The sequence below is a fragment of the Streptomyces sp. genome (genome assembly GCF_019510245.1).
Taxonomy (GTDB): domain Bacteria; phylum Actinomycetota; class Actinomycetes; order Streptomycetales; family Streptomycetaceae; genus Streptomyces.
Genome location: NZ_JAEKKT010000088.1, coordinates 1 through 14,896, shown reverse-complemented (window position 1 = coordinate 14,896; position 14,896 = coordinate 1). Strand labels below are relative to the sequence as shown.

Genomic DNA, 14,896 nt, shown 5'->3' with positions numbered 1-14,896 from the left:
CGTGCCGGTCGTTCTGAGGGCCTCTGTGTGCGGGACTGGCGCAGCGCTGTCACTGCTTGTGCTCTGGCGGGAGGACTGCTGCAGCAGCCTCAAGTGCGGCCACCGCCTCAGGGTTGGTGGCTACGGGCCTGGCAGTGCGCTGTTCGATCCTCCGCAGAGCCCTGATTGCGGCCCCCAAGTAGCGACTCAGGCCCATCATCTGAGTCGGTGTCTCGCAGCTGGGGAGTACTGCCTCGACCTCACCGAGCCAGTACTCGGCGTCGTCATCGAGCACCAAGCCGTCCTGATGGGAAACAAGACGCTGAGCGGTAGGCAGAAGGAGTCGGTGTCGTTGCTGTGCCGCATCAAGCGCGCGCTGCTCGACGGCTCTCTCCTTTGAGAGACGCGACTCGGCGTCCAGGACCGCCTCGGGGGTGCGGCGAAGGAGCGGCTGCCGAGGGGCGCTTTCGTTGAGTGCCGCAGCGCGAAGCCTCTTGGCCTTGTTATAGGCAGCGCTCGGAGCGGCGACGGCCAGCTCGGGTGCCAGGTGGGCCCATTCGACACCGGCAGCCCGTGCGTCGGAGACTGCTTGAGCTTGGTGGATGTCGGCCCGCTCCCGGAGGTACTCCCACAACCGCACTCGGTACAAGGCCGCCTCCTGCTGGGACTCTGCTGAACATCTACGGAGGGCGGTGGCGTGCTTCTCCACGTACAGAAGTGCCGTATAGATCTCGTCGTCCGCAGGCATGCGCTCCACATCTGGGTCTTCCGCTGCCTCGTGGAGGTGGCGGAGCCGCCCCACCAGTGCGCTCGCGTCCAGCTTGCCGATCCGTACAGGTACCTTGAGCAGCGGACTTGTGGGACGAGGAGACCGCGTCTGTGGTTTGGCCATGGGGTGAGCCTCCCCCTTGTGGCAGGGATTCACAAACTGTGAATCCCTGATCGAGACTGTCCTGAGACCTTGTGACTGAGCGCCGTAGTCGGTTGTGGCCGCGCTTCCGTGACGGCTACAGCTGGGGAGGCGAGCCTGTGGTGGACACGGCCTTGAAGCCCTGGCGGATCCGGTCGAGGAGCGGCGATCGTGGGGCAGTTGGCCCCTGACCGAAGTTGGTGGCAGGCGCCCGTGCTGGTCTGTTCGCCGGACCGGGTTCAGATGCCATTGCAGTGCCTCGGGCTTGCTGTCGTGTCGGTGGGCCAAGCGCTACTGCATGACTGGCCGTTCGGCCTGGAGCAGGCACACCGTGAGATCAACACATACTGCATCGGCCAATTGTTTCTGCTCATCCTGTTCCTCGATAACGCCGGCGAGTACCAGGTGCGTCCCTCCCGCGTCGAGGTAGTGACCGGCGACGCTTCGTAGGTTCCGCAGAGCAGCATGTCGAAGTTGAACCGGTCACCAGGAGGTGTGGGTCACGAGTTGCTCAACCAGTCGAGGTCGAGCGCGGCATGAGGGAACCCTGCGTCGGCGAGAAGATCTCCCACCGCTTCGGCAACGGTTGTCCTGCCCGAGAGATGGGCTTCCGTCACCCGCCGAAAAGGCCGTGTCCACCATAGGCTCGCCCCCTGCCGTAGCCGTCACGGAAGCGCGGCCACAACCGACTACGGCGCTCAGTCACATCCCTGTGCAGCTGTGCACGTGGTTGTGAGAGGGCGAGTTGGCCAGGGCGCTGGGGTGGGGGAGTGCAAGCCGGTCCCCCGGCGGGTGATTACGCCGTAATCACTGAGGCGCTCAACGAAGTCCCCTCCCCGTCCAGAGGCCATGACTCGCCTCACACGAGCGGAGCGGGGCTTCCCGAGAGTGATCAACTTTGCTTGACTGTGCAAGTAAGAGTCGGGACTCAACTCGCCGCATACAGAGAGGTGACAACAGCATGCCGTCGCTGGGAGCTAACGCCGGGTCGAGTGTGGCAACGGCTGAGGAGGCCGGAACCACAGGAACTGGTACCTGCCGTGTCTCTCGTCCGCGCGCGGATGCCGTGCGAAACCGCGCGCGGATCGTGGCCGTCGCCCGGGATGTGTTTCTGGCCGAGGGTCCCGAAGCCCCGCTGGACGAGGTTGCCAAGCGCGCCGGTATCGGCAATGCCACGCTCTACCGGCACTTCGCCGATCGCCGATCGCTGCTTCAGGCGGTTCTGTTGTTCATCATGTCCCGAACGGCCGAGCACGCGGAGCGAGAAGCGGCGGAGAACACGGATGCCCTGGCCGCTCTGCGCAGGTTCATGCACGACGCCATCGATGAGCGGGTGGGCGTGGTGTGCGGACTGTTGGTTGACACGACCGAGCAGATCTCCGCCGAGCTGGCGGTGTTGTGCGGCCGACTGGAGACCGCGGGGGAGAGGCTGATGGAAAGGGCCCGACGCGATGGCCAGATCCGTACTGATGTCGGACTCCACGAGCTTGTCGTCTCGATGTCCCAACTGGCTCGTCCACTGCCCGGCGTGAGATATCGGGACGCGGACACTCACCGGGGCGTGGACCTGCTCCTCGATGGCCTAAGCGTTTCCGCTCCCGCTGAGGTCGACGGACGAGCAGCACGCTCTGACCGCTGAAATGGGTCCAGCACAGTGGCTTTCTGTCCGTCTGCAGCGCCGCACCCGCAGAAAGCCCTCGAGCGGAGAATCGTTCCTGACGAAGAAACTGACGGACCGTCAGATGGTGATTGATGGACCGTGAGAGCTGCTGTCGGGTACTCCGTCGAACCAGTTGCTGTCTTCGGATGCCGGTGTGAGGCAAAAGCAATCTGTGGCGACGCAGATCGCGTTGCCCAGCGAGATGACGGCATCACGGAGATCGGTGGGCAGGGGAGCGATGCCGGGACTGGAGCCGGTTCCCATCCGCTCGCAGCAGGCTTCTGGCGGCTGCAGGGCCGACGGCGCGGATCCCAGCGGCGAACCGATCATGCCGGGGCCTTGTTCTGTACGGGAGGTTGCGGCCCGTGTGCTCGAACCGCTTCCCATCCAACGGCTTTCCACGGTCGGAGGCAGAGCTTCGGCCCATGCTCTGAGAACGTCGATACGGAGGACCGCCTCAGCCTGCGCGGTTGCCAAGGCGTCCAGAACGTCCTTGGCCAGCTCGGAGTCAGGCATGCTCCTGAACCTCTTGTCGACGAAGCGAACGGTGGGCACGGTGCCGTTGATGTCTATGGTGGCCTCCACCACCCCGTCCCTGGACTGAGCGGTCACCGCGAGTGACTCCAGCTGCGCCCGTGCTCTGACGACGGCCTCATACCGTTCGGCGAAGTCGGCGAGAAGTTGTTCCAGGCCGTGGTCCGGTGACGCGTGCATCGTTCTCCTCTGCCGGCATGCCCCACTTGGCGATGGTCGACACCGGGCCGTGGCGTCAACAGCTGCCCGGTATATGAAGAACACGAAGGGCCATCACGAATAGTTCACGAAAAATCCATGACTGATGGAAAGTGGCGACGCGCCGACCGAAGACATGATCACACATTGCGATAGCAAGTACAGGATATGCCATCAGGGAATCCACTTGCCCTAATCGACGGGAAAGTTGATTGAGATCTATTTGCGATCGCGATGGAGGTGTGCTAGGTGAGTGATGGAGGTGTGCTAGGTGAGTGACGATTTGCGTAGCGGTGCGCTTCGGCGGCGTTCCGTGAGGGCGGCCTTGCCGGGAGAGGGCGGTGCAGGCTTGGGAGCATGGCGGTCGCCCTCACTACCGGGGAAGGCGCGAGGACGACCGCCTGTCCCACCGCCGGGGCCAGCCAAATATCCGCGACGGCGGGAGTCTTCACCCGATACACGAGTGTGAGGGGCGCAGAGGTTCACGCCAGAGGTGGTGTCCATTGGCAGCCGATCGACTCCCGTGGACGGGCCGTATGGCATGTGCGGCCGCGCGGATCAGCAGGGCACCGTCCCGGATCCGCCCGCTGGCCGCGTACGGTCCGACCATCAGGACCGCGCCGAGTCCCCGGCCGGTCTCAGCCCTCCCCACAGGCGCCGCTGACCTACATGGCGTCCCGGCGGGGCAGGCGTACGTGGCCGGCCGGCCGCGGTCACGGACGACTGCTTCCCGTCCAATGGAGCGATGGTCCTCGGGGCCAAGAAGATGTACACGATCCAGTACGACCAGCGGGTGGCGCTGGATCGGGCCGGGGACGTGTCCGCCACCGCGCAGGCGCCCGAGGGAACATGCACCGCACCCGGAAGCGACTGACGGCACCGCTCTGTCATCCGGGGCCCGGACGGCACGAAGCCTCTTCGGGGCATCTTCGGATCCGTTCGGCCGGGTCGAGGGGGAGTGGCCGGGGCAGAGTGCCCGGTGGTCTTATGCGCCGAGGCCGTCGAGGGTGTCGAGAAGCGGGACCGGCGTCGTGGTGGCGCCTTGCGGGGCCGCGGCGGCGGCCGATGCCGGCGCAAGAACCATTCCGGCGCCGGTCGCGATGGGCCGCGGGTCGGTCGGGATGCCGTCGGCGGTGACGAGGTGGAGATGGTGCGCCGTGTACGCGCTGGCGAAGCCGAGGAGAACGGCGCCGGTCGCCACGGTCCACCTGACGCGCCGTCGCCTTCTGATCCTGACCTTGCGCAGGCGTCGTTCCTCCGCCCGTGAGCGTCCGGCCGGCCTGTGCGGAGACTCGCCGACGACGGTGAAGTCGGTCAGCTGCTGGTCGTACATGGGTGAGTTCCTCCTCGCGCCGGTGGTGCGATCTTGACGTGCGGGTACCAGACGTTCCGTGACGATGCCGGTGGCGTACGGCCGTATCAGCCCTCGCCGAGGAGCAGCCGGGCCTCGCCGACGGTGATGACGGAGCCGGTGACCAGAACGCCCCCGCCCGTGGGACCGAACTCCTCGCCGGCGCGTGCGACCGCGGTGCCCAGGGCTCCGGCCAGTGCGGGCACCACGCTGACGCGGTTCTTGCCGAAGACGTCGGTGGCGACGGCGGCCAGTTCGCCGGTGTTCATCGCCCGGGCACTGGAGTTGCGAGTGATCACGATCTCGGCGAAGACCGGTTCGAAGGCCTCCAGCAGTCCTCGGACGTCCTTGTCGGCACTGGCGCCGACGACACCGATCAGGCGGCGGCCGCTTCCGAACACCTCGGGGACAGCGGCGGCGGCACGGGCTCCGGCCGGGTTGTGGGCGGCGTCCAGGACGACCATGGGCCATCGGCGTACGACCTCGATCCGGCCCGGGGACGTGACCGAGGCGAAAGCGTCGCGCACGGTCGCGATGTCCAACGGTTCGGCCTGCCGGGAACCCACTCCGAGGAACGATTCCACGGCGGTGAGTGCGACAGCCGCGTTGTGCGCCTGGTGGACACCGTGCAGCGGCAGATGTATCTGCGGATACGCCCGGCCCAGCCCGCGCAGGGTGAGGATCTGCCCGTCCTCGGTCACCTGCCGGGAGCCCACCCCGAACTCCAGCCCTTCACGGGCCACGGTGGCGTTCACTTCCACTGCCCGCTCCAGCAGTACGCGCTCCGCGACGGCCGGCTGGCGCGCCATGACCAGGGCAGCGTCCTGCTTGACGATCCCAGCCTTTTCCAGCGCGATCCCGCCGATGGTGGAGCCCAGTCGGTCGGTGTGGTCGAGGTCGATCGGAGTGACTACGGCGACATCGGCGTCGATGACATTGGTGGCGTCCCAGCCGCCCCCCATGCCCACCTCCACGACGGCCACGTCGACCGGCGCCTCGGCGAAGCCCATGTACGCCATACCGGTCAGGACCTCGAAGAAGGAGAGTCGGTGCTCCTGGATGGCGTCGACCGTGTCCGCGTGCGGTTCCAGGGCCCGGTACGTCTCGACGAACCGCTCGGCCGGGATGGGGGCGCCGTCCAGGCTGATGCGCTCGGTGACGTCCTGGACGTGCGGTGAGGTGTACCGTCCGGTCCGCAGTCCGAAGGCCCGCAGCAGAGTCTCGATCATGCGGGCGGTGGAGGTCTTGCCGTTGGTGCCCGTGATGTGAAGGGACGGGTACGCGCGCTGCGGGTCGCCCAGCCGGGCCGTCAGCGCCGCGATGCGGCTCAGAGACGGCTCCAGCGTGGTCTCGCCCCACCGGCCGGCCAGTAGTTCCTCGACCTCACGCAGTGCCTCGTCCCCCGCTCGCGCGGGGTGGTTCGGCACCGACGCGCGCTCTTCGTTGGCCGGCTCCTTTCTCGTCGTCGTGGCCGGACCGGTCGTGCGGAGGAGAGCCGGGACGGCTGCTGGGCACAAGCGGGTGACCGGGTTGGCGGGCAGGCGTGTGCCCCGCGGCCGCGTGGTGCGCCCGCGGCGGGGTTTCGGCGAATGTCGCCGCGGAGGCATCGGGGCCGCGTTCGCACCCATCGGCCGCCGCTGGCTACGACAGGTGTGAACGCGGGTGAACCCCAGGCCCGGCCGTCCGTGGTTGCGGCCACGTCGTCGGCCGAGTTCCGGGGAGACTCCTCACTCCAAGAACGTGCCGGATCCGTTCAGGGGTTCAGTGCCCCCTGTCACGGCACGGTGGTGGCGGACCGGCGTCACATCGTCATGCCGGAATGCTCGTCCTTGCCGTGCTGCATTCCCGTCCCCATCGCCATGGCCGTGTTCATGCCCATCGACATGGCGTGGATCGCGTGCACGGCCGACGGCATGATCACGAAGGGGCTCATCATGCCTTCGTCCTCGTGGGAGAGGATGTGGCAGTGGTACATGACCTTGCCGGTCTGGTCCGCCAGACGTCCGGCCACCGTGACCAGGCTGTTGGCGGTCACGGTGATGGTGTCCTTCCAGCCGGACTCCTCGGGTGCGACAGGTATCGCGGCACCGAGGGTGAGCGGCTTCGTCGTCCGTCCGGCAGCGAGGTCGGGACGTCCGGCAGGCGCAGTTCCGGGACGCTGACCCGCGACGGTGTTGACGAGCTTCAGCCGTTTGCCGGGGAACGCGGCGAAGTCGATCACGATGTCGGCGCGTTCCGCGGGGGAGAGGGAGACCGCCTCCTCGATGGTCTGCGATGTGCCAAGCGGACCCATGTCGGCGCCGATCAGCTTCATGACGCCCGGCACGGCCTCGCCGGTCTCCTCGTCGACCACGGCAAGCCGGTAGACGCGGGTGTCCGACGTGTTGACCATGCGGAAGCGGTAGGCGCGGGCCGCCACGTCGAGGTGTGGCCGGACCACTCCGTTGACCAAGGTGAACGGAGCGAGGGTGGACAGCGCGGAAGGCGGCCTGCCGGGTTCGGGCGCGTCGTGCGCGCCGATGATCCTCTTGTAGACGATCTGCCCGTCGAGGCGCCCCTGTGAGTCGGTGTCGAAGTTGACGTCCTGGATCGTCAGCGGGACCGATAGGTCCACAGACGGGTGGGTGGCATCTGTGAGTGCAGCCGCAGCCTGGCTTCGACCAGGTCGATCTCCGTGACGCCATTGGCGCCGGGTCGCAGCGTGGGCGGGATGCGCAACGGGTCCCTGAACGGGGTCAACGTCGCATGCGTCGGTTCGCTCACCCCGGGCAGGGCGCCGGCCGACAGTGTGCTGTCGTCCATGGAGTCGTTACCGCGGACGATGCCGGTGCCGGCCACGGCGGCCGTGGTGAAGCAGGCCATGCCCAGAAGGAATCGCCTGGACGTGCCTGTCTGTCATTGTTTGTCCTAGTCGGTGATTGAGGCGCACGAATACACCTGTGCGGAGGCCGTCACGGCGTCCGGGTGCGGAGGCGTGTGGACACGAAAGGGCGCCCGGGTGGACACAGGCATGTGCGGAACGGCCGGTACTCGCAGGATCCGCTGGAGCAACCGGGTCATGGCCCGCACACCGGCACACGTATCTGGCTTTGCAGGCCGGGCCGGACCGGCTCCGGGTGCAATCGATTACATGTTCCGCGTGATCACACCGGCCGCTCCGGCGCGGCAAGTAGACCATGAAGAGATTGACCATGCAAATATCTACGATGAGGCCGGGCTGAACCGCTGCCCCTGCATTGCCGCTTGGTGAACGTGCCGTTGATTACGAGGAAATGGGCAGGGTGAGTGACACGGTCTTGCCCCGGCCGTTGGGGGAACTGACCCACTCCTCGGCCAGTGTCTGCACGATCAGCATGCCTCGCCCGTGCTCCGCTTCCGCGTTCTCCTCCTCGGCGAGGGCCAGGGGGGACGGAACCGGCGGATTGCTGTCCGAGTCCCGGACCTCCAGCCGGACGCGGTCAGGGAAGGCCCGCAGACGGACGTCCACATCGCTGCCGGCGTGCACGAGCGCGTTGGTGACGATCTCCGAAACGATCAGCTCCAGCGGGTCCGACAGGTCCTCAAGTCCCCACGAGTCGAGATGATCGTGCACGAAGCCGCGCGCGGCCCTGACCCCGCGCAGATCGCGACGCTGAATGTGCAGACCGGCCGTCCGGGGTTCGTCCTGGCCCTGTGCCCCCTCGTACCGCGCGAGCAGCAGGGCGGCGTCGTCGCGGCGCATCTGGGGAGTGCAGAACTCCGCGACGACCGCATCCGCCAGTCGTTCGAGGTCGGGTGCGGATCCGCCGTCGCCGGACCCGAGCAGCTCGCGTGCGCAGTCCTGCGGATCCGCGGAGTACAGGCCGACGAGGCCGTTCGTGTAGAGCATCAGAACCGAACCGGAGCCGATGGCGTGCTCGCGTCCCTGACAAGGGTCGGCCGCGCAGACACCCAGGGGCAGGTTGGCCGGTGCGTCAAGGACGCCGATGCTTCCGTCGGGGCGCCGTACCAGGGGAGCGGGGTGACCGGCCAGGGCGACCTCGGCGATGCCGTCCAGGGTGTCCAGCGCGACGACGCAGCAGGTCACCGTCAGGTCGGTACCCAGGTCGGCAAGGAGTCCGCCGGTGCGGTCGAGCACGGTCGTGGGACGGTGGCCCTCGGTGGCGTACGAGGCCACCGCGGTGCGTACCTGCCCCATGACGGCGGCGCTCTCCATGGAGTGACCCTCGACGTCGCCGACGACCATGACGGCGCGGTCGTTCGGCAGTCTGAGTACGTCGTACCAGTCGCCGCCCGCCTTGGAGCGCACGTCGGCGGGCCGGTAGCGCGCCGTGGTCGCCAGCCGCGGCAGGTCAGGGAGCCGGGTCGGCAGAAGGAAGCGTTGCAGACACCGGGCCACCTCCCGCTGTCGGGCGTTCAGCCGGACGCGTTCCACCGCGGCACCCAGCAGACCCGCCATCATGCCGAGCAGGGCGCGTTCCTCGGGCGGGAAACCACGGGGGCCGAAGAAGGAAAGGCAGCAGACGCCGACGACCTGCTTGCTGTCCGTCAGGGGCAGGTCGATGAACTGCCCGTCGCCGACGAGTGGCAGAAAGAGCTCGGTGCGGGCCTCGTCGTCGGCGAGCGGATCGTTGTCCGCCGCCTGCTTCTCATGGACGGACAGCGGACGTCCCTCGAACGCCTCGGCGGCCGGCGTCCGGGCGTCGAGCCCGGTCCCGTGCAGGTCGCGCACCATGCGCGAGGAGTCACCGCTGTGCCCGAGGACCCACAGCCGGCCCTCCTTGGCGCAGAGCAGCACCAGAGCCCGGGCGTGCAGCGGGGACATGACGCAGTACCGGGCGGCCGCCACGATCTCGTCCGTCGTGGCGGCCCGGTTGAGCAGTTCGGCCAGCCGTCGCAGCGGGTACATCATGCTCGCACCCGTCGATCCGGGGACATCGCGCACCCCCCAGCCCGGGATGAAGGCCTGCGCGTCGATGTCGGCCTCCGGCGGGATCAGCGTCGGCAGAAGACCGGGCGTCAGGCTGATTCCGTCCCCGGCGAGCCTTGCCAGGGCGTCGGCCAGCCGGCTCCCGATGTCCCCGAGCGCGGTGCGCTCGGCGGGGCTGAAGTCGCCGGAGGTTTCCGGACGCAGCACGGTGAGCACACCGAAGCGCCGGTCGTCGGCGGTGACCGGGACGGAGAGGGCGGTGTAGGGGTAGGGCAGTACGTATCTCCGGTCGGGCCGGGTGGGATTCGGGTCCAGCAGTACGGCCGCTTCCCCTGTCTTCCACGCCTGGACCGAGGCGGATGGCGTGTCCAGCCCCATCCGGCCGGGGAGGGTGAAGCACGAGGGCGTGCTTCCGCCTGCCAGGGCGAGCCGAAGCTCGCCCTCGCCTTCGTCGGGCATGTAGACGCCGGCCGCCACGGCGTTCAGCCCGCGTCTGGCCTCGCGAGCGGCGCAGTACAGGACCTCCGCGAGGTCCGCGCCGTGGATGGCGACGGATGCGCCTCCGCGGTTCGGATCTCTTCCTGGTCTGCTGCTCGTCACGGGACGGCTCCCTCCAGCGAGGCACCGGATGTCGAGAGGAGATCTGTCACCTTTCAGTACGATATGCCATTATTCGGCGGGAGGAGGCTACGCGCGAACCCTGAGTGTGCCGCCGGCATGCCCGTGGCATCCCCGGTGCATGTATTTGCATGGTCAATGATTGAGTGGTGCCTCTCTGTCGGCACAGCGAAGGATGCGCGATGTCCCGTTCAGTCCTCATCACCGGCGGCAACCGCGGGATCGGCCTCGCGGTCGCCCGGGCGTTCGCCGAGGCGGGCGACAAAGTGGCCGTCACCTTCCGCTCCGGTGAGCCGCCGGCCGACCTGCTCGACCTCGGTGTGCTGGCCGTACGGTGCGACATCACCGAGCCCGAGCAGCCCGAGCAGGCCTTCAGGGAGGTGGAGGCCGCCCATGGCAACGTGGAGGTACTGGTGGCCAACGCCGGGATCACCAAGGACCAGCTGCTCATGCGGATGACCGAGGAGGACTTCACGAGCGTCATCGACACCAACCTCACCGGTGCCTTCCGGGTGGTCAAGCGCGCCAACCGCGGCATGCTGAGGGCGCGCAGGGGCCGCGTGGTGCTGATCTCGTCCGCCGCAGGTCTGGCGGGCCAGGCCGGTCAGGCGAACTACGCGGCGTCCAAGGCCGCGTTGGTCGGCTTTGCCCGTTCCCTGGCCCGCGAACTGGGCTCCCGCAACATCACTTTCAACGTGGTCGCGCCCGGTCTGACCGAGACGGCGATGAGCGCGGAGCTCACCGACGCGCAGCGAGCGGCTGTGGTGCAGCACATTCCGCTGGGCCGCCTGGCCCGGCCGGAGGAGATCGCCGCCGCCGTCGCGTTCGTCGCCTCCGAGACCGCCGGCTACATCACCGGTGCGGTCATCCCCGTCGACGGCGGTGTGGGAATGGGGCATTGACACCCCGCCGGCTCGCGGCCGGCGCGGGGGAGACCCGAGGCCGTCCCCCGGGAACAGCGGTCGTCCATGCCGGCGCAGCCTTCGGGTCTCGCGGTGTTCCTGTGCCGCCGGGCGGATGGAGGCGTTGTGGGGACCGGGCAGTGCCCGGTACCGAGGCCCGTGGACGGTGCTGTCGGCCGACGCCGGAGCGACTTCGCCCGCTTGTGACGCACCGAATCGGTACGTCACAAGCGGGCGATCCACGCGTCCCAACCGGCACGACCCTCGACCCTGCGAGCCTGTGGGGTCGGAGCACCGCGTCACGCCTGGGCGGGTCCTTCGCCGCCGAGCAGGCCGGCCTCGGTGAACGTCTTCACGAGGTGCTGGTGGTCGGCGACCCGGGTGAGCTGGAGCAGTTCGGTCTCGGCGGTCATGTAGGGCCGGTGACCGGGCTTGATGTAGAAGGCGTCCCCGGCCTTCAGGAACTCTTCGCTGCCGTCCGCGTACTCGACCCGGACTTCACCGCGGAAGAGGTAGCCCCAGTGCTCGACGGGGCAGGCGCGGTCGGGGAACGCGGTGAGCAGGTCGTCCATGCTGTAGCCGTTCGCGCAGGTCTCGAAGGCGTAGTGCATGTCGCCCAGTTCCGCCCACTTGCCCGTGTATCCCGGGGTCTCGACGGTGGCCGGCGCGTCGTTCTTGTTGATGTGCATGTGCCTCGGTTTTCCTGCGGAAATCAGTGGTCCTGTACGTCCGGGGCGCAGGCGGATGCGCCCCGGTTCTGCCTACACCTGCGCGGCCGCTGCCGCCGCCTGCGCGCTCACGTGGGTGGCGGCGCGAGTGGCTCGTCCGGTCAGCCGCCAGGAGATCATGCTGAGCATGCCGGAGGGGGTCGGGGGGAACACACCGAGCTGGCCGAGCATGGTGACGTCGTCACGCACCGCCTCGTGTGTGACGACCTTGCCGTCACGGAGGCCGAGCACATGTATCTGCTCGAAGTCGATCTCGCGCCCGGTGGGGGGCACGGCCTGGTCGAGCGCGCCGTCCTTGAAGCGGACGAAGGCCCCGGTGTGCCGGCCCTGCATGCGAAGCCGCACCCAGACCTGGTCGCTGTCGTGTATGACTCCGAGGACGGCGAAACGCAGGTCGCTGAACGCGGAGCGCATCCAGGCGCTGGAGGCGAGGACCCCGGCGGGCCCGGGAGTTGAGCAGGCCGTCGGCGAGGCGGCGGCCTCGCGGTTGCGGAAGTCCCGGTGGACCACCTCGACGGCCAGTGTGGGATCCCCTGTCTCAAGGATGCGGAAGAGGCCGCGGCCCGGTTCCGATGCGTCCATTGCCATGGTGGTGATGCCTTTCTGGGCAGTGCCGCTCGGCGCTGTGAACGTTCGGGAACCGGGGGTCCGTCCGGTTGCGGTCGGTGCCGACATCGGCACGAGACCGGGCACAGCGCCATTCGAGTAACAGGATACCTAATGAATTCATGCTGATAGCATCGATCTATGTCGCCGAAACGTCCCTATGTGTCCCCGTTGCGTGAGCGGGGCGCGATCCGCACACGGGAGCTGATCCTTCGTCATGCCACGGAACAGTTCGCGGAACGGGGCTACGGACGAGTGACGGTGGCCGACATCGCCTCGGCCGCCGGGGTCGCCTCGAAGACCGTGTTCTCGAGCGTCGGCAGCAAGAGCGACATCCTGAACGAGATCATCGACCAGGGCGTGGCCGCCTCGGGCTACGAGCAGGCGACGCAGGGCGTACTCGCCCTGCGAACGCCGCGGGAGGTCCTCGCGGCGCTGGCACACGGAACGCGTCTGGGTAATGAAAGCCAGTTCGCCGTGCACGAGGCGATCCACAAGGCACTTCCTGTCCACGAGGACGGAGAGGCCCTGTGGGAGCGGGCGACCGCCGCCTACCGGGACGCGCTGCAGGCCGTCGCCGGCCATCTGCACACGCTGGATCCGGAGCCCTCGTGTCCCGTCGAGGAGACGGCCGATCTGCTGTGGTACTGGTTCGGCCCTCCGGGCTGGCGCACCCTGGTGGTGGAGAGCGGCTGGACGTGGGGCCGCGCCGAGGACGTCCTGTGCCGGATCGCCGTCGCGGCACTCCTCTGACACGGCTCCCGTGCCGCGGCACGTGCGGTTCGCGCGGGGCGGGGACGGCCGGGCGCGGCCGCGCCGCCGGGGAAGCGGGTCGGACGAGCCGGGCGGCGACTCCGCCGGCAACCGGGGGATCACGTGAGCCCCGAGGACACGGCCAGGGAAGGCATTCCCCGGCCGACGTGCCGACCGTCGCCGGACGTCGAGGTGCCGTCGCGCGTTGCCCGGTGTGCCGCGACGGTGCCTGCCAGGGGGTCGCAGGCCGTTCCGCTGTCACGGCGGGCCGGGGAGAGGCCGTAGGCCTCGGGTCCTGGTTGCCGTCTCCGGCCGAGCCTGGGGGCGCCAAGGCCTTGTCGTCAGGCGAGGACCGGCGACGCCTGCGCCCCGCGCTGCTTCAGGCGTTCGGCGACGGTCTCCAGGAGTTCCTCGGAGAAGTCCTGGTCGGCGACGGCCCGGGACATGAGCATGGCGCCGACGAGTGCGCTGAGGGTGAGCATGGCTTCGGCGCGGGCGTCCTCGGAGTCGTCGAGGCCTTCGATGAGCTCCAGGTAGGTGCGTACCTGGAGCTCGTAAGAGTCCTTGAACTGGGAGTCGTCGCGTCCCGCGGAGGCGCCGAGGGAGACGAGCGCGCATCCGGTGGCCGGTGCGTCCCGGTGCCGTTTGGTGAGGTAGGCGTCGATGAGGCCCGCGCGCGCATCCTGCTCGTTCTTGTTCGCGGCGCGCTCCATCTTGGCGGTGCCTTCGGCGAGTGCGACGGCCGCGGCCTGTGCGATCAGGTCGTCGCGTGAGGCGAAGTGCTTGTAGAAGCCGCCGTGGGTGAGCCCGGCCTCGTTCATGAGCTCCGCGATGCCGAGACGCGTGACGCCTTCGGTGCGGACCTTGCGTGATGCGAGCTGCAGGACGCGTGCGCGGGTCGCCGCCTTCTCCACCTGCGAGTGGCCCATGTCCGTGCCTGCCTTCCGCGGGGCGGCGCCGTGGGAGCACCGCGCAACTGGATGACTTTCATCATACACCCTTGTCTGAAATGGGAGGAAAGCCGCTTTGGTTTGACTCTCAGGATGATGGGCGTAATCTTCGATGTGGATGGCGGTAGTCATCCAGATTGGACATCCAGATTCGGAGTGGAACCCATGCCCCCCATCTATGACCCTCGTCGTACGGCTGTTCTGCTGGTCGATCCGTTCAACGACTTCCTGTCGGAGGGCGGGAAGATCTGGCCGCGGCTGGCTCCGGTGGCCGAGGAGGTCGGTCTCCTGGAGCATCTGCGTGCCGTCGTGGGCTCGGCCCGTGAGGCGGGTGTCCGTGTGGTCTTCGTCCCGCACCGCCGCTGGGAGGAGGGGGACTACGAGGGCTGGGACCACGCCAACCCCACGCAGCTGAGCATCATGGAGCGTCACAGCTTCGCCCGAGGTACCTGGGGCGGCGAGTTCCACCCCGACTTCCAGCCGCAGCCGGGTGAGATCGTCGTCCAGGAGCACTGGGCGCAGAGCGGTTTCGCCAACACCGACCTGGACTTCCAGCTCAAGCAGCATGGCATCAGCCATGTCGTGCCGGTCGGTCTGCTCGCCAACACGTGCATCGAGTCCACCGGGCGTTACGCCATGGAACTCGGCTACCACGTCACCCTGGTCCGCGACGCCACCGCCGCCTTCCTCCCCGAGATGATGCACGCGGCCCACGACCTCAACGGCCCCACCTACGCCCACACCATCACCACCACCACCGAACTCACCACCGCATTCGAGGGAGCCCGCGCATGACAC

16 protein-coding genes are annotated in these 14,896 nt (G+C 68.3%); 6 read left to right on the top strand and 10 right to left on the bottom strand.

The window, feature by feature from the left end; genetic code table 11:
- Positions 1–49: 49 nt before the first annotated feature.
- Positions 50–871, bottom strand: a complete 822-nt coding sequence (locus JF597_RS05190; RefSeq protein ID WP_293989642.1) for a hypothetical protein — start codon at positions 869–871, stop codon at positions 50–52.
- Between the two features lie 189 nt (positions 872–1,060).
- On the opposite strand from JF597_RS05190, the gene JF597_RS05185 reads away from it, so the two are divergent.
- Positions 1,061–1,339, top strand: coding sequence for a hypothetical protein (locus JF597_RS05185; RefSeq protein ID WP_293989639.1), 279 nt, complete (start codon positions 1,061–1,063; stop codon positions 1,337–1,339).
- 616 nt (positions 1,340–1,955) lie between these two features.
- Positions 1,956–2,528, top strand: a complete 573-nt coding sequence (locus JF597_RS05180; RefSeq protein ID WP_293989636.1) for a TetR/AcrR family transcriptional regulator — start codon at positions 1,956–1,958, stop codon at positions 2,526–2,528.
- Positions 2,529–2,627: 99 nt separating this feature from the next.
- Here the strand turns inward: JF597_RS05180 and JF597_RS05175 are convergent, their stop codons facing one another.
- Entirely contained in the window at positions 2,628–3,263 is a 636-nt protein-coding gene (locus tag JF597_RS05175) for a YbaB/EbfC family nucleoid-associated protein (RefSeq protein WP_293989633.1), read from the bottom strand.
- A gap of 763 nt (positions 3,264–4,026) precedes the next feature.
- Between JF597_RS05175 and JF597_RS05170 the strand changes: the two genes are divergently transcribed.
- Positions 4,027–4,155, top strand: a complete 129-nt coding sequence (locus JF597_RS05170; protein WP_293989630.1) for a hypothetical protein — start codon at positions 4,027–4,029, stop codon at positions 4,153–4,155.
- 111 nt (positions 4,156–4,266) lie between these two features.
- Here JF597_RS05170 and JF597_RS05165 read toward each other — a convergent pair whose 3' ends face one another.
- From JF597_RS05165 to JF597_RS05145, 5 genes are all read right to left on the bottom strand, one after another.
- Entirely contained in the window at positions 4,267–4,614 is a 348-nt protein-coding gene (locus JF597_RS05165; protein ID WP_293989627.1) for a hypothetical protein, read from the bottom strand.
- Between the two features lie 86 nt (positions 4,615–4,700).
- Entirely contained in the window at positions 4,701–6,059 is a 1,359-nt protein-coding gene (locus JF597_RS05160; RefSeq protein WP_293989624.1) for a folylpolyglutamate synthase/dihydrofolate synthase family protein, read from the bottom strand.
- Between the two features lie 374 nt (positions 6,060–6,433).
- Positions 6,434–7,246 (bottom strand): multicopper oxidase domain-containing protein, encoded by an 813-nt coding sequence (locus tag JF597_RS05155; protein WP_293989621.1) that lies wholly within the window; start codon positions 7,244–7,246, stop codon positions 6,434–6,436.
- Positions 7,225–7,494 (bottom strand): hypothetical protein, encoded by a 270-nt coding sequence (locus tag JF597_RS05150; protein ID WP_293989618.1) that lies wholly within the window; start codon positions 7,492–7,494, stop codon positions 7,225–7,227. The genes JF597_RS05155 and JF597_RS05150 overlap by 22 nt, the downstream gene beginning before the upstream one ends.
- A 400-nt stretch (positions 7,495–7,894) precedes the next feature.
- Positions 7,895–10,141 carry a SpoIIE family protein phosphatase gene (locus JF597_RS05145; RefSeq protein ID WP_293989615.1) on the bottom strand — a complete coding sequence of 749 codons (2,247 nt, stop codon included), beginning with the start codon at positions 10,139–10,141 and terminating at the stop codon, positions 7,895–7,897.
- Positions 10,142–10,341: 200 nt separating this feature from the next.
- Here JF597_RS05145 and fabG point away from each other — a divergent pair, with 200 nt between their 5' ends.
- On the top strand, positions 10,342–11,061 hold the full coding sequence (fabG, locus tag JF597_RS05140; RefSeq protein ID WP_293989612.1) for a 3-oxoacyl-ACP reductase FabG: 720 nt from the start codon (positions 10,342–10,344) through the stop codon (positions 11,059–11,061).
- Between the two features lie 299 nt (positions 11,062–11,360).
- Here fabG and JF597_RS05135 read toward each other — a convergent pair whose 3' ends face one another.
- Complete coding sequence (locus JF597_RS05135; protein ID WP_293989609.1) at positions 11,361–11,750, bottom strand: hypothetical protein; 390 nt, start codon at positions 11,748–11,750, stop codon at positions 11,361–11,363.
- Between the two features lie 72 nt (positions 11,751–11,822).
- Complete coding sequence (locus JF597_RS05130; protein ID WP_293989606.1) at positions 11,823–12,371, bottom strand: ester cyclase; 549 nt, start codon at positions 12,369–12,371, stop codon at positions 11,823–11,825.
- A gap of 165 nt (positions 12,372–12,536) precedes the next feature.
- On the opposite strand from JF597_RS05130, the gene JF597_RS05125 reads away from it, so the two are divergent.
- On the top strand, positions 12,537–13,148 hold the full coding sequence (locus tag JF597_RS05125; protein WP_293989603.1) for a TetR/AcrR family transcriptional regulator: 612 nt from the start codon (positions 12,537–12,539) through the stop codon (positions 13,146–13,148).
- Between the two features lie 341 nt (positions 13,149–13,489).
- On the opposite strand, the gene JF597_RS05120 is transcribed toward JF597_RS05125, so the two are convergent.
- Positions 13,490–14,077: a TetR/AcrR family transcriptional regulator gene (locus JF597_RS05120; RefSeq protein WP_293989600.1), complete on the bottom strand. Its 588-nt coding sequence runs from the start codon at positions 14,075–14,077 to the stop codon at positions 13,490–13,492.
- A 186-nt stretch (positions 14,078–14,263) separates the two neighbouring features.
- Between JF597_RS05120 and JF597_RS05115 the strand changes: the two genes are divergently transcribed.
- A complete protein-coding gene (locus tag JF597_RS05115; RefSeq protein WP_293989597.1) occupies positions 14,264–14,893 on the top strand; it encodes an isochorismatase family cysteine hydrolase in 630 nt (209 codons plus the stop codon).
- Positions 14,894–14,896: the final 3 nt, after the last annotated feature.

What these genes read in the sequence shown, in the direction of transcription:
- JF597_RS05190 (WP_293989642.1), bottom strand. Translation starts at nt 871, where the DNA reads ATGGCCAAACCACAGACGCGGTCTCCTCGTCCCACAAGTCCGCTGCTC.
- JF597_RS05175 (WP_293989633.1), bottom strand. Translation starts at nt 3,263, where the DNA reads ATGCACGCGTCACCGGACCACGGCCTGGAACAACTTCTCGCCGACTTC.
- JF597_RS05170 (WP_293989630.1), top strand. Translation starts at nt 4,027, where the DNA reads ATGGTCCTCGGGGCCAAGAAGATGTACACGATCCAGTACGACCAGCGG.
- JF597_RS05165 (WP_293989627.1), bottom strand. Translation starts at nt 4,614, where the DNA reads ATGTACGACCAGCAGCTGACCGACTTCACCGTCGTCGGCGAGTCTCCG.
- JF597_RS05150 (WP_293989618.1), bottom strand. Translation starts at nt 7,494, where the DNA reads ATGGCCTGCTTCACCACGGCCGCCGTGGCCGGCACCGGCATCGTCCGC.
- fabG (WP_293989612.1), top strand. Translation starts at nt 10,342, where the DNA reads ATGTCCCGTTCAGTCCTCATCACCGGCGGCAACCGCGGGATCGGCCTC.
- JF597_RS05135 (WP_293989609.1), bottom strand. Translation starts at nt 11,750, where the DNA reads ATGCACATCAACAAGAACGACGCGCCGGCCACCGTCGAGACCCCGGGA.
- JF597_RS05130 (WP_293989606.1), bottom strand. Translation starts at nt 12,371, where the DNA reads ATGGACGCATCGGAACCGGGCCGCGGCCTCTTCCGCATCCTTGAGACA.
- JF597_RS05125 (WP_293989603.1), top strand. Translation starts at nt 12,537, where the DNA reads ATGTCGCCGAAACGTCCCTATGTGTCCCCGTTGCGTGAGCGGGGCGCG.
- JF597_RS05120 (WP_293989600.1), bottom strand. Translation starts at nt 14,077, where the DNA reads ATGGGCCACTCGCAGGTGGAGAAGGCGGCGACCCGCGCACGCGTCCTG.
- JF597_RS05115 (WP_293989597.1), top strand. Translation starts at nt 14,264, where the DNA reads ATGCCCCCCATCTATGACCCTCGTCGTACGGCTGTTCTGCTGGTCGAT.